We start from the raw sequence: 12,995 nt of genomic DNA on the forward strand, positions 1-12,995 counted from the left end.
CCCCATTTCAATTTCCGGCTTTGATGCTGGTCCAGATCCGCGTCCTGATGCGGTCGATCTTCGCCGGCATCGCCTCCAGCGCATACAGCTTGCCCATCACCTCGTCGCTCGGGTAAATCATCGTATTACCCTTCATCGCCGGGTCCACCAGCCCGTCCGCCTTGAGGTTGCCGTTGGCGTATTGCACATGGTTGCTGATGTTGGCCATCACTTCCGGCTGCAGCAGGTAGTTCATGTAGGCATACCCGGCCTTCTCATCCGGTGCATCGGCCGGCATGGCCACCATGTCGAACCACATCGGCGCGCCTTCCTTGGGTATCGAGTAACCCACCTTCACCCCGTTCTTCGCCTCTTCAGCCCGGTTTTTCGCCTGCAGCACATCCCCTGAGAAACCCACCACCACGCAGATATCGCCGTTGGCCAGGTCGCCGGTGTACTTCGATGAGTGGAAGTAGCTGATGTATGGCCGCACCTGCATCAACAGTGCCTTGGCCTTGTCGTAGTCGGCCGGGTTCTGGCTGTGGTGCGGCAGGCCCAGGTAGTGCAGGGCGATGGGCAGCAGTTCGGGGCCGTTGTCCAACACGGCGACGCCGCAGCTTTTCAGCTTGCTCATGTATTCGGGCTTGAAGATCAGGTCCCACGAGTCCAGTGGCGCGTTGTCGCCGAGCACAGCCTTGACCTTGTCGATGTTGTAGCCGATGCCGGTGCTGCCCCACAGGTACGGGAAGCCGTATTGGTTGCCCGGGTCGTTCACTTCCAGCGCCTTGAGCAGTACCGGGTTGAGGTTTTTCCAGTTGGGCAACTGCGACTTGTCCAGGCGCTTCAGCGCCTTGCCCTGGATTTGCCGGGCCATGAAGTGGTTGGAAGGGAACACCACGTCGTAGCCGGAGTTGCCGGTCATCAGCTTGCCGTCGAGGGTTTCGTTGCTGTCGTACACGTCGTACGTCGGCACGATGCCGCTGGCGAGCTGGAAGTTTTTCAGCGTATCGGGAGCGACGTAGCTGGACCAGTTGTAGATCTTCACCGTTTCAGCGGCGCTGGCCACGCTGGCGGCCAGCATCAGGGGTGCGAGAAGGAGCGTGCGCATGTCGGGTTTACCTTGCTTTGTCTGTTGTTATCGAAGGCAGGCGATCAGCGGATCAGAAAATTAGTACGTAGGTCTTGCGCACGGTCTCCTGGATGTCCCAGATGCCGGTGCTGTTGGCCGGTAGCATCAGTGCGTCTCCGGCTTCTATGTAGAGGGTCTCGCCACCGTCGGGGGTGAAGGTGCAGCGGCCCTTGATGAAATGGCAGAACTCCTGCTGCACGATCTGCCGCCGCCAGCGCCCGGGGGTGCATTCCCAGATGCCGGTTTCGACGCCATCGCTGCGCTCCACGCAGGTGACCGAGGCCACTGCAATGGGCTCGCCGAGCGGTACCGCGACGGGGTTGGAACTGTCCAGCACGGCGCTGGCGGTGTTCTTGAACTGGGTGATGCTCATGACCGGTGGATCCTGTGCAGGTGATAAGGGAAGTCAGTGCATGAAGCCTTCCATGAAGTCCGCAAGCGAGCTGGCCAGGCGCCGCCTCCACGGCGCGCTGGCGGGGTTGGCGAGGGTCCGGTCCTCGTGGACGAAACTTTGGATGATTGCGTTGTAGCCCAACCAACGGCAGGGCTCGGGCGGCCAGCTGGCCAGGCTGGAAAGCGGGCGGTTGTCGAGTACCCAGGGCTGTGCGGTCAGTTCGTTGTGCTGGTTGAGGATCAGCGCGGCCAGGGTGCGCCCGCCCAGGTTGGTGGCGCCCACGCCTTCGCCGCCGTAACCGCCAGCCAGGGCGATACCGCGTTGGCGGTCGCAAAGCATGTGCGGGCGGAAGCGCCGCGCCATGCCCAGATTGCCGCCCCAGGAGTGAGTGATGCGCACGTGCCTGAGCTGTGGGAACAGCTCGCCGAACAAGTAGCGACGCAGCTCGACTTCGTGCTCGTGGAGGTTGAAGTTTTCCCGCAGGCGTCCACCGAAGCGGTAACCTCCGCGGGCGCCGAACACCAGGCGGTTGTCGGCGGTGCGCTGGCCGTAGGTGACCTGGCGGCTGCTTTCGCTGAACGCTTGCCCCTGGCTCAGGCCGATCTGTGCCCAGGTGGCCTCCGGCAGCGGCTCGGTGGCCACCAGCAGGCTCTGTACCGGCAGCTGATGTTTGCCCAACGGCGGCAGGCTGGCAGCGTAGCCTTCCACGGCGGGCACCATCCACTGGCAGCGAATCCGTGCCAGTGGCGTACGCACCTCACCCGGCTGCCAGTCGATGGCCGGGGTGTTTTCGTAGATCGGTACACCCAGCGCCTCCACTGCCCGAGCCAGGCCGCGCACCAGTTTGGCCGGCTGGATAGTCGCGGTGTGCGGGCTGTAGATGGCGCCAAACGCATTACTGACCCGCAGCTGCGCGTCCAGTTGCTCGGGGCGTAGCCAGCGGTAGTCGTCCTCGGTCATGCCCTGGCGATACAAGTCGTCGAGGTATGCGCGCAGGCTGCGCTCCTGTTCCGGGTAGCGCGCAGCGCAGTACAGCACGCCACCTTTGCGGTAGTCGCAATCGATGCCTTCGCGTAGCAGCACGCTGTGCACTTCATCGGGAATACCGTGCAGCAGGTCGATGCTGGCACGGCGCTGTTGCGGCGACAGGGTGGCGAGCAGGCGGTCTTCGCCCAGCAGGTTACCCATCAGCCAACCACCGTTGCGCCCCGAGGCGCCAAAACCGGCGATGTTGGCGTCTATCACGGCGATGTTCAGCTGTGGCGCCTGGCGCTTGAGGTAGTAGGCGGTCCACAAACCGGTATAGCCGGCGCCAATGATGCACACATCCGCTGTCAGCTCTTCGCGCAGGGCCGGGCGGGCGCACAATGGCTCGTCAAGCTGGTCCATCCACAGGCTTAGTGTGCGCAGGGGTTGCATCGGGTTCGGCTCCACGTCCATCGAGGTCTGTGGGCGATCCTAGTGATGTCGGTAGGCGGCTGTCTTACGTGCGTGCACGCAGGGAAATTTGCTTCAGGTAGGCCTTGGGCGTGAGCCCGGTGTGTTCACGGAAGCACTTGTAGAACGCTGACAGCGAGTTGAAGCCGGCGCTGAACGCCAGCTCGTCGATCGTCGCCTCGACGCGGTCGTCGTCGAGGCTGGCCATCAGGTGCTGCAGGCGGGCCTGGTTGACGTAGCGGTAGAAGCTTTGCCCCAGCACTTGGTTCAGCAGGTAGGAGATTTGGTTGCGGCTATAGCCACTGGCGTCGGCCACTTGCTGCAGGTCCAGCTCCGGGTCCAGGTAGGGGCGCTGGCGCTGGAAGTAGTGCTCCAGGTCCTGGGCCATGGTCGACAACTGCCGGGGTGACAGGCCCAGGCGGCTGGTGGCCGGGCGTGGGCCGCTGCCGGCGTGGCCGCTGCCGTTCTGGCGAACAAGCGTGGCGTATTCGTTGACCCGCCAGATCAGCCCGTCTTTGACGGTGATGGCTTCGCTGGACTGGAACGCCACCAGGCCGTCGCCGCCCTGGACTGTGACCTGGTACTGGATGAACGCGGTGCAGCCATCGACGCGGATGCGGTCGCTGTGGACGATGTCTTCGCCGGCTTCGTGGGGCAGGCAGGCGCGTACGTAGTCGCGCAGCGCCTGGTAGCCGAGCACGCGGTTCTGGAAGAAGTCGTGGTACTGGATGTCGGGGTGGTACAGCGCGATGACGCCGTCGAGGTCGCGGTGCTTCCAGCACAGGTGGTAGCGCAGCACGGTGTCGGCGGTGAGCGGGGTTTGCTCGGGGCCGTCAGGAAGGGCGGTGGCGGTCATTGGGAGATAGTGCATTGCAGAACACCCAGGTGCAAGGGTGTGGATCCTGCATATTGCACGGTTCGCTCAAGCGGCCTTTGGAGTAAACCGTTGATTCATATGGATGTAATTTTTTGATACAGCTGGCATGAGGGCTGCACCTTTCTTGTCACCATCGAACAAGGAGAAAGGCCATGCGCTCGATACTGCTTTGGATGATTGGGGTGCCGATTCCGGTGATCATTCTGATCTGGTTCTTCATGCATTGAGAACCTGGGGCCGCAAAGCGGCCCCAGCTATCTAAAGGCTAAAGGAACTGCTCGGCATAGTGACAAGCCACCTGCCGCGTACTCACCTGCCGCAACGCCGGCACCTCTTTGGCACACCGTTCCGTCGCATACGGGCAACGTTTGTGAAATGCACACCCATCCGGCGGGTTCAGCGGGTTGGGCAGCTCCCCGACAATGCGGATCTTCGGCTTCAGCGGGTCGGGATGAATGGCCGGTGTCGCCGACAGCAGCGCCTGGGTATAGGGATGCAGCGGCTTCTCGTAGATATCCTCTTTAGGCCCCATTTCCGCCGGCCGCCCCAGGTACATCACCAGTACCTGGTCTGCCACATGCCGTACCACCGCCAGGTTATGCGAGATGAACACGTAGGCGGTGTTGAACTCTTTTTGCAAGTCCATGAACAGGTTCAGCACCTGCGCCTGGATCGACACGTCCAGCGCCGAGGTCGGTTCGTCCGCTACCAGCACCTTGGGTTGCAGCATCATCGCCCGCGCCAGGGCGATACGCTGGCGCTGGCCGCCAGAGAACATGTGCGGGTAACGCTGGTAGTGCTCGGGGCGCAGGCCAACCTGTTCCATCATCTTCTGCACCTTGTCGCGGCGCTCGGCTTTGCTCAGCGAGGTGTTGATCAACAGTGGCTCGGCCAGCTGGTCACCAATCTTTTGCCGTGGGTTGAGCGAGGCGTAGGGGCTCTGGAACACCATCTGCACATCGCGGCGCAGTTGCTTGCGCTCAGCCTTGCTGGCGCCTTTCACTTCGGTGCCATCAATTTGCAGTGAGCCGGACGATGGCTCTTCGATCAAGGTCAGGGCGCGTGCCAGGGTCGACTTGCCACAGCCGGACTCGCCGACCACGGCCAGAGTCTTGCCCGCCTCCAGTTCGAACGACACGCCATTCAGCGCACGGACCAGCGCGTGGCCCTTGAACAGCCCGCGGGAGACTTCGTAATGCCGGGTAAGCTCCCGGGCGGATAGAACGACGGCCATTACGCCACCTCCTGGTTCAGCGGGTAGAAGCAACGCACCAGGCTATGGGCCTGTGGGTCGAGAGGCGGGCGCTGGCGCCGGCATGTGTCCTGCACGTACGGGCAACGCGGCGACAGCAGGCAGCCGACAGGGCGGTCGTAGCGCCCAGGGACAATGCCAGGCAGGGTGGCCAGGCGTTCGGCGCCGATGCTGTGCTCGGGGATTGCTGCCAGCAAGGCTTCGCTGTACGGGTGGGCGGGCACGTCGAACAGCTCCGGCACCTGGCCCACTTCCACGGCTTGGCCGGCGTACATCACGCACACCCGCCTGGCGGTTTCGGCGACCACGGCAAGGTCGTGGGTGATCAGGATGAGCGCCATGTTGCGCTCTTTCTGCAGGTTGACCAGCAGCTCCATGATCTGCGCCTGGATGGTCACGTCCAGCGCGGTGGTCGGTTCGTCGGCGATCAACAGCTTGGGCTCGCCGGCAATCGCCATGGCTATCGCCACACGCTGGCTCATGCCGCCGGACAGTTGGTGCGGGTAAGCATCCAGGCGACTTTCTGCAGCCGGGATCTCGACTTTTTTCAACAGTTCGAGGGCACGCTGGCGCGCGGCCTTGCCCTTCAGGCCCAGGTGCTGGCGCAGCACTTCTTCGATCTGGAAACCCACGGTATAGCTGGGGTTGAGTGCGGTCATCGGGTCCTGGAAGACCATGGCGATATCCTTGCCAACCACTTTGCGTCGTTGCCGGCCGCTGAGCTTGAGCATGTCCGTGCCATCGAAGGTGAGGGCGTCGGCGGTAATACGCCCAGGGGCTTCGATCAGGCCCATCAAGGCCATCATGGTGACCGATTTGCCCGAGCCGGACTCGCCGACGATGGCCAGGATTTCGCCGGCCTCCACCGCCAGGTCCAGGCCGTCGACGACCGGTACCGCATTGGCGTCGCCGAAGCGCACGTTGAGGTTGTTGATCTGCAACAGTGACATGGCGTTCTCCTCAGGCGGCGTTCTTGAGTTTAGGGTCCAGCGCATCGCGCAGCCCGTCGCCCATCAGGTTGATTGCCAGCACACTGAGCAGAATGGTCAGGCCGGGCAGGCTGACCACCCACCAGGCACGCTCGATGTAGTCTCGGGCCGAAGCCAGCATGGTGCCCCACTCGGGGGTTGGCGGTTGTACGCCGAGGCCAAGAAAGCCCAGCGCGGCGGCGTCGAGGATGGCCGAGGAAAAACTGAGGGTGGCCTGCACGATCAGTGGCGCCATGCAGTTGGGCAGCACGGTGACGAACATCAGCCGTGGCAGGCTGGCACCGGCCAGGCGTGCGGCGGTGACGTAGTCGCGGTTCAGCTCGCCCATCACGGCGGCGCGGGTCAGGCGCACGTAGGAGGGCAGGGACACGATGGCGATGGCGATCACCGTATTGATCAGGCCAGGGCCGAGGATAGCGACGATGGCCACCGCCAGCAGCAGCGACGGCAACGCCAGCATCACATCCATCAGGCGCATGATCGATGGGCCGAGCAGTTGCGGGAAGAAACCGGCCAGCAGGCCGAGGAAAATGCCAGGGATCAGCGACATCACGACCGACGACAGGCCGATCAGCAGCGACAACCGTGCACCCTGAATCAGCCGCGAAAGCAGGTCGCGGCCAAGTTCGTCGGTGCCGAGGATGAACTGCCAGGTGCCGCCTTCCAGCCACACCGGCGGGGTCAGCAGGAAATCGCGGTACTGCTCGCTCGGGTCATGCGGGGCGACCCACGGCGCGAACAGGGCGCAGAACACCACCAGGCACATGAAGGCCAGGCCCATCACCGCGCCCTTGTTGCGCGCGAAGGCTTGCCAGAATTCTTTGTACGGCGAGGGGTAGAGCAGGCTCTGGTCCACCGGGCTGGCCGGCGACACGGATTTTGCAATCGGGCTAGTCATGGCAAGGGCCTCAGCGCTGATGACGGATGCGTGGGTTGGCCAGGCCGTAGAGGATGTCTACGACGAAGTTGACCAGAATCACCAGGCAGGCGATCAACAGGATGCCGTTCTGGACCACGGGGTAGTCACGGGCACCGATGGCTTCGATCAGCCACTTGCCGATGCCCGGCCAGGAAAAGATGGTTTCGGTCAGTACCGCACCGGCCAGCAGCGTGCCGACCTGCAGGCCGAATACGGTCAGCACCGGGATCAGGGCGTTGCGCAGGCCGTGCACGAACACCACGCGGGCTGGCGAAAGGCCTTTGGCGCGTGCGGTACGGATGTAGTCTTCGCGCAGCACTTCGAGCATCGACGAGCGGGTCATGCGGGCGATCACCGCCAGCGGGATGGTGCCGAGCACGATGGCCGGCAGAATCAGGTGCATCACCGCGTCCTTGAACGCACCTTCTTCGTCGCTGAGCAAGGTATCGATCAGCATGAAGCCAGTCTTCGGCTCGATGTCGTAGAGCAGGTCGATGCGCCCGGACACCGGCGTCCAGCCCAGGCTCACCGAGAAGAACATGATCAGGATAAGGCCCCACCAGAAAATTGGCATCGAATAGCCGGCCAGTGAAATGCCCATTACACCGTGGTCGAACAGCGAACCGCGCTTGAGTGCGGCGATCACCCCGGCCAGCAGGCCGACAATGCCGGCGAATAGCAAAGCGGCGAAGGCCAGCTCCAGGGTGGCTGGGAACAGGGTGAGAAACTCGTTCCACACACTTTCGCGGGTGCGCAGCGATTCGCCGAGGTCACCTTGGGCCAGCTTGCCGATGTAGTCCAGGTACTGGACCGGCAGTGGCTTGTTCAGGCCCAGGCGCTCCATGGCCTGGGCATGCATTTCGGGGTCGACCCTGCGCTCGCCCATCATCACTTCCACCGGGTCGCCGGGGATCAGGCGTATGAGCGCGAAGGTCAGCAAGGTGATGCCGAAAAAGGTCGGTATCAGCAGGCCAAGGCGCCGGGCAATAAAACTCAACATTGTCGGGGTTACCTCATCAGGCCGTGGGGCGATCAGCCCGGTACGGCAGTGCCGCCGGTGCCCGTGTGGGTTGCCGGCGGTCGTTGTTGTTCTACTTCACCTTGGTGGTGGCGAAGTTGTTGTTGGTCAGAGGGCTGATCACGTAGCCCTCAACGTTGTCACGCATGGCGGTGAACATCTTCGGATGGGCCATGCTGATCCAGGGTTGGTCGTCATCGTACACCTTCAATGCCTCGCTATAGAGCCTTGCACGTTCGTCGTTGTCGATCACCTCGCGGGCGCGGGTAATCAGTTCCTGGAATTTCGAGTTGCACCAGCGGGCGTAGTTCTCGCCGGTTTTGGCCGCGTCACAGCTGAGCAGCGGGGTAAGGAAGTTATCCGGGTCACCGTTGTCGCCTGCCCAGCCGGTGGACACCAGGTCCGCTTCGCCCTTCTTGGCGCGGCGCAGCATTTCCGCCCACTCCATCACGCGGACATCCAGCTTCAGCCCGATCTGTTTCAGGTCGGCCTGTAACATCTCGGCGGACAGGCGCGGATTAGGGTTGGTCATGCCGCCACCGTTGCGGGTGAACAGCGTGATCACCGTGCCTTCCGGAACGCCAGCTTCCTTGAGCAGGGCGCGTGCTTTGTCGAGGTCGCGCGGCGGGTTCTTGTTACTGGTGTTGTAACCGATCATGGTCGGCGGGTATGGATTGACGCCCACCAGCGCGTTGCCCTTGCCAAACAGCTGATCGACGTGGGTCTGGCGATCGAAGGCCATGTTGATGGCTTTGCGCACGCGCACATCGCTCAGGTATGGGTGCTCGGTATTCATGGCGATGTAACCGGTGACCAGCGCTTCGATCTCGGCCACCTTGAGCTTGGGGTCAGCCTTGATCGACGGCACATCATCCGGTTTGGGGTAGAGCGCGACCTGGCATTCGTTGGCGCGTAGCTTTTGCAGTCGTACGTTGCTATCGGTAGCGATGGCGAAGACCAGGGCATCGGCGGGTGGTTTGCCGCGGAAGTATTCGGGATTCGGTTTGAAACGGACCTGTGCATCCTTGTTGTAGCGCTGGAAGATGAACGGCCCAGTGCCGATCGGCTTGCTGTTCAGCTCGGCCGTTTTGCCAGCTTCGAGCAACTTGTCGCCGTACTCGGCGGAATAGATCGAGGTGAAGCCCATTGCCATGTCATGCAGGAACGGGGCTTCCGGGCGGGTGAGGGTGATCACCACGGTGTTGTCGTCGCTCTTGCTCACCGACTTGAGCAGTTCCTTGAAGGCCATGCTTTCAAAGTAGGGATAGCCCACGCTGGTCTTGTCATGCCATGGGTGATTCGGGTCAAGCTGGCGATTCAGGCTCCACAGCACATCGTCGGCATTGAATTCGCGAGTTGGCTTGAAGTAGTCGGTGGTGTGGAACTTCACCCCGTGACGCAGGTGGAAGGTGTAGGTCAGGCCGTCTGGCGAAATGTCCCAGCGTTCGGCCAGTGCCGGCTGGATGTCGGTGGTGCCGGGCTTGAAATCGACCAGGCGGTTGAACACGGTTTCGGACGATGCGTCGAAAGTGACCGCCGTGGTGTACTGAACAACGTCGAACCCTTCCGGGCTGGCCTCGGTACACACCACCAGTGGTTTGGCGGCCAGTTGCGTGGTGCTGCCCAGCACCAGGGCGGCCAGGGCCAGGCGTAGCGGTAGCGATTTCATGAAAGCTCTCTGCATGGGTTGAAGGCTCCCTGCTTGCATTGATTCCAGCGTAGTCGCCACGGCCCGCTGCGAAGTGGGCCGTGGCGCCGGCGGTCAGAGAATGTTGAATGGGATGGTGGTCACCACGCGGAACTCATCCAGGCTGCCATCACCCTGGGCCTTGCTGGCGCGGTGGGTGGTGTAGGTGGCGCGGATGCTGGTGTCTTTCAGCGGCCCGCTCTGCACCGCGTAACTGGTGCCGATCCCCCACTCGTAGTGGGTTTCGCCATCCAGGCCATTCACGTCGTAGGCTGTACCGCGATAGTGAGTGCCGTCGATGCCCCAGCCGCGGGCGTTGTACAGGTTGAACTTCAGGCCTGGTACGCCGTAGGGCGCCATGTTCAGTACGTAGGAGATCTTCAGCGATTTTTCGTTGGGGCCGTTGAAGTCCGACAGCAGTGAGTTGGCCAGGTAGATGCCGTTGGTTTCGTGCAGGTAGTCGAAGTACTCGTTACCGTTGACCTGCTGCCAGGAGGCACCGAGGGTGTGGGCCTGGTGGGTCAGGTCGAACGACAGGCTGTAGGTGTCGTTGTCGATCTTGCCCATTTTCTGACTGCCGGCGTCGACGGTCTTGTAGTAGTTCAGGCCGGTGCTCAGGCTGAGCACTGCGCTGTCGCCGAGCACGTGGTTGGCGCCGAAGTAGTACTGGTTCCAGAAATCGTCGACCTTGGTGGCGTACAGGCTGGTGCTCAGGCTCTTGAACGGCTGGTAGTTGATGCCGGCGGTGCTGGCGCGGTCGGTTTCCACGCCAGTGGCGCTGTATTCGCTGCGGAACTTGCTGAGGCTCTGCTCGGTACGTGGCGAGACGCGGTCGAAGGTGCCCAGGTCGAAGCTGAGGTTATCGAACTCGGCGCTGTGCAGGAACGCGCCCTGGAAGCTCGACGGCAGGGCACGGTTGCCGATGTAGGCGATCATCGGGGTGTCAACCGACTGGCGGCCGAGGGTAAGGGTAGTGTTGGACACCCGTGCCTTGATGTTGCCCAGGCCCAGTTTGCTCCACTGGCCAATGGGGTCGCCATCGCTGTGGGTCAGGGTGCGGTTGTTGGGGCCGGCGACAGCTTCGCGGCTCTGTTGCAGGGCGATGGCGTTGTAGCCAGCGGCCTCGACGGCGATGCCCACGGTGCCTTGGGTGAAGCCGGAGCTGTAGTTGAGGATGCTGCCTTGTACCCAGTTTTCCCGGCTGTGGGTGGGGTGGCGGGTGCCGTCGCTTTTGTAGTACTTCCACAGCGGGGCGCGTGCGGCGCGTTCGCGGGCGTACCAGTTGCGGGTGCTGCCAGACAGGCTCTGGCCGTCGATGAAGCCGCTGGCCTGCGCCTGCTCGCTGCTGCCTTTGAGGGTGAGCGGGATGTAGGCCTGGCTTTGCGGGTCGGCCTGGGCCACGGTGGATAAGGCACTGATGGATAACGCCAGTGCGGTCAGGGTGAATATTCTCAAGGTTGAAGCTCCCATTGTTTTCTAGTTATTGCCGGCCTTGTGGGCCGGGTGGGTGTTGCGGTGTTGCCTGGGTTGCCACGGGATCGCCGGGCTGAGTTGGGGGGGCGTGCTGCCTGTGCTGGCCTTTTCGCGGGTAAACCGCTCCCCCAGGGATCTGCGCAGACGCCTGGTTTGTGAAGATCTCTGTGGGAGCGGGTTCACCCGCGAAGTGGCCCTTGAGGGCTAAAGATCAGTCAACACTCACACCGGAAAAGTCATTGCGCCCAAACGGGCTGACCTTGAATTCGGAAACCTTGACGCTGAGCGGTTGGTTCACCGTGGAATGCGCCACCGGGGTAATCGGTACCTGCTGCTTGAGCCGCTGCTGGGCCTGCTGGTACAGGGCGGTGCGCTGCGTACGGTCGGTCACCTGCTTGGCCTGCTTGACCAGGCTGTCGTACTGCGGGTCGCACCACAGCGAATAGTTGTTGCTGCCGATGGCATCGCAGCTGTAGAGGGTGCCCAGCCAGTTGTCCGGGTCGCCGTTGTCACCGGTCCAGCCGATCAGGGCGATGTCGTGCTCACCGCTTTTCATGCGCTTGAGGTATTCGCCCCATTCATAGCTGACGATGCGTACCTTGAAGCCGAGCTTGTTCCAGTCGGCCTGAAGCATTTCGGCCATCAGCTTGGCGTTGGGGTTGTATGGGCGCTGCACCGGCATGGCCCACAGGGTGACCTCGGTGCCAGGTTTGACACCGGCCTGCTGCAGCAGCTGTCTGGCCTTTTCCGGGTTGTAGGGGGCGTCCTTGAGGCTTTCGTCATAGGACCACTGGGTGGGTGGCATGGCGTTCACCGCCAGTTGGCCGGAGTCCTGATACACCGCCTGGATGATGGCTTGCTTGTTCACCGCCATGTCCATTGCCTGGCGCACTTCCAGGCGGTCGAATGGTGGGTGCTGGGTGTTGTAGGCGATGTAGCCGAGGTTGAAGCCTGGTTGCTGCAACACCTGCAACGTGCTGTCGGCCTTGAGCGCCGGCAGGTCGGCCGGGCGCGGGTGCAGGGTGACCTGGCACTCATTGCGGCGCAGCTTCTGGATGCGCACCGAGGGGTCGACGTTGATCGAGAACACCAGGTTGTCGATCTTCACCTCATTCGGTGCCCAATAGTCCTTGTTGCCCTTGTAGCGGATCTGCGAATCCTTCTGGTATCGCTGGAACACGAACGGCCCGGTACCGATCGGCTGCTGGTTGATGTCGCTGGGGCGCCCGCTGGCCAGCAACTGGTCGGCGTACTCGGCGGAGAGGATGGAGGCGAAGCTCATGGCCAGGTTCTGGATGAACGCAGCATCGACCGTGTTCAAGGTGAACACCACGGTCAGCGGGCCGGCCTTCTCGATGCGAGCGATATTCTTGTCCAGGCCCATGCTGATGAAATAGGGGAACTCGGTAGGGTAGGCCTGGCGGAACCGATGACCCTTGTCGAGCATGCGGTTGAAGGTGAACAACACATCGTCGGCGTTGAGCTCGCGGCTTGGGTTGAAGGCCTTGTTGCTGTGGAATTTCACCCCTTCACGCAGGTGGAAGGTGTAGCGCAGGCCGTCGTCGGACACTTCCCAGCGAGTTGCCAGGGCAGGCTGCACGGCGGTGCCACCCCGTTCGAACTCGACCAGCCGGTTGTAGATGGGTTCGGCGGCGTCGTTGTCGGTGGCGCTGGTGTACTGAGCGGTGTCGAAGCCGGCTGGGCTGCCCTCGGAGCAGAACACCAGGTTGTTGGCCAGCAGGGCCGGGGACTGGCTGATCAGGCCCAGGGCCAATAGGGTCGAAAGGCGGGTAGCGTGACGCATGGCAAGTCCTTTTTCGTCTGTTTGCGCCGCCTCGTTG

General features: G+C 62.6%; 11 protein-coding genes. All 11 read right to left on the bottom strand.

The window, feature by feature from the left end; translation table 11 throughout:
- Positions 1-7: 7 nt before the first annotated feature.
- Complete coding sequence (locus ACNQP3_RS04705; protein ID WP_012270619.1) at positions 8-1,087, bottom strand: polyamine ABC transporter substrate-binding protein; 1,080 nt, start codon at positions 1,085-1,087, stop codon at positions 8-10.
- A gap of 52 nt (positions 1,088-1,139) precedes the next feature.
- A complete protein-coding gene (locus ACNQP3_RS04710; protein WP_012270620.1) occupies positions 1,140-1,481 on the bottom strand; it encodes a cupin domain-containing protein in 342 nt (113 codons plus the stop codon).
- A gap of 33 nt (positions 1,482-1,514) precedes the next feature.
- A complete protein-coding gene (locus ACNQP3_RS04715; protein WP_041166638.1) occupies positions 1,515-2,921 on the bottom strand; it encodes an NAD(P)/FAD-dependent oxidoreductase in 1,407 nt (468 codons plus the stop codon).
- A 64-nt stretch (positions 2,922-2,985) separates the two neighbouring features.
- Positions 2,986-3,810 carry an AraC family transcriptional regulator gene (locus ACNQP3_RS04720; protein ID WP_012270622.1) on the bottom strand — a complete coding sequence of 275 codons (825 nt, stop codon included), beginning with the start codon at positions 3,808-3,810 and terminating at the stop codon, positions 2,986-2,988.
- Positions 3,811-4,081: 271 nt separating this feature from the next.
- Positions 4,082-5,050, bottom strand: coding sequence for a peptide ABC transporter ATP-binding protein (locus ACNQP3_RS04725; protein ID WP_012270623.1), 969 nt, complete (start codon positions 5,048-5,050; stop codon positions 4,082-4,084).
- Positions 5,050-6,018, bottom strand: a complete 969-nt coding sequence (locus ACNQP3_RS04730; RefSeq protein WP_012270624.1) for an ABC transporter ATP-binding protein — start codon at positions 6,016-6,018, stop codon at positions 5,050-5,052. The genes ACNQP3_RS04725 and ACNQP3_RS04730 overlap by 1 nt, the downstream gene beginning before the upstream one ends.
- A gap of 10 nt (positions 6,019-6,028) precedes the next feature.
- Positions 6,029-6,955, bottom strand: coding sequence for an ABC transporter permease subunit (locus tag ACNQP3_RS04735; protein WP_012270625.1), 927 nt, complete (start codon positions 6,953-6,955; stop codon positions 6,029-6,031).
- A 10-nt stretch (positions 6,956-6,965) separates the two neighbouring features.
- Positions 6,966-7,976 (bottom strand): ABC transporter permease subunit, encoded by a 1,011-nt coding sequence (locus ACNQP3_RS04740; RefSeq protein ID WP_060515691.1) that lies wholly within the window; start codon positions 7,974-7,976, stop codon positions 6,966-6,968.
- Positions 7,977-8,067: 91 nt separating this feature from the next.
- The gene (locus ACNQP3_RS04745) at positions 8,068-9,678 is read right to left on the bottom strand and encodes an ABC transporter substrate-binding protein (RefSeq protein WP_264316848.1); all 1,611 of its coding nucleotides are present in this window, start codon (positions 9,676-9,678) and stop codon (positions 8,068-8,070) included.
- Between the two features lie 78 nt (positions 9,679-9,756).
- On the bottom strand, positions 9,757-11,136 hold the full coding sequence (locus ACNQP3_RS04750; RefSeq protein ID WP_012270628.1) for an OprD family porin: 1,380 nt from the start codon (positions 11,134-11,136) through the stop codon (positions 9,757-9,759).
- 229 nt (positions 11,137-11,365) lie between these two features.
- The gene (locus tag ACNQP3_RS04755; protein WP_069942224.1) at positions 11,366-12,958 is read right to left on the bottom strand and encodes an ABC transporter substrate-binding protein; all 1,593 of its coding nucleotides are present in this window, start codon (positions 12,956-12,958) and stop codon (positions 11,366-11,368) included.
- Between the last annotated feature and the right edge of the window lie 37 nt (positions 12,959-12,995).

It is taken from the genome of Pseudomonas sp. LFS074 (assembly GCF_047978165.1).
Lineage (GTDB): Bacteria > Pseudomonadota > Gammaproteobacteria > Pseudomonadales > Pseudomonadaceae > Aquipseudomonas > Aquipseudomonas putida_P.

Bases quoted from the DNA above. Each gene is read 5' to 3' on its own strand.
- ACNQP3_RS04705 (WP_012270619.1), bottom strand. From the start codon at position 1,087: ATGCGCACGCTCCTTCTCGCACCCCTGATGCTGGCCGCCAGCGTGGCC.
- ACNQP3_RS04710 (WP_012270620.1), bottom strand. From the start codon at position 1,481: ATGAGCATCACCCAGTTCAAGAACACCGCCAGCGCCGTGCTGGACAGT.
- ACNQP3_RS04715 (WP_041166638.1), bottom strand. From the start codon at position 2,921: ATGCAACCCCTGCGCACACTAAGCCTGTGGATGGACCAGCTTGACGAG.
- ACNQP3_RS04720 (WP_012270622.1), bottom strand. From the start codon at position 3,810: ATGCACTATCTCCCAATGACCGCCACCGCCCTTCCTGACGGCCCCGAG.
- ACNQP3_RS04725 (WP_012270623.1), bottom strand. From the start codon at position 5,050: ATGGCCGTCGTTCTATCCGCCCGGGAGCTTACCCGGCATTACGAAGTC.
- ACNQP3_RS04730 (WP_012270624.1), bottom strand. From the start codon at position 6,018: ATGTCACTGTTGCAGATCAACAACCTCAACGTGCGCTTCGGCGACGCC.
- ACNQP3_RS04735 (WP_012270625.1), bottom strand. From the start codon at position 6,955: ATGACTAGCCCGATTGCAAAATCCGTGTCGCCGGCCAGCCCGGTGGAC.
- ACNQP3_RS04740 (WP_060515691.1), bottom strand. From the start codon at position 7,976: ATGTTGAGTTTTATTGCCCGGCGCCTTGGCCTGCTGATACCGACCTTT.
- ACNQP3_RS04745 (WP_264316848.1), bottom strand. From the start codon at position 9,678: ATGCAGAGAGCTTTCATGAAATCGCTACCGCTACGCCTGGCCCTGGCC.
- ACNQP3_RS04755 (WP_069942224.1), bottom strand. From the start codon at position 12,958: ATGCGTCACGCTACCCGCCTTTCGACCCTATTGGCCCTGGGCCTGATC.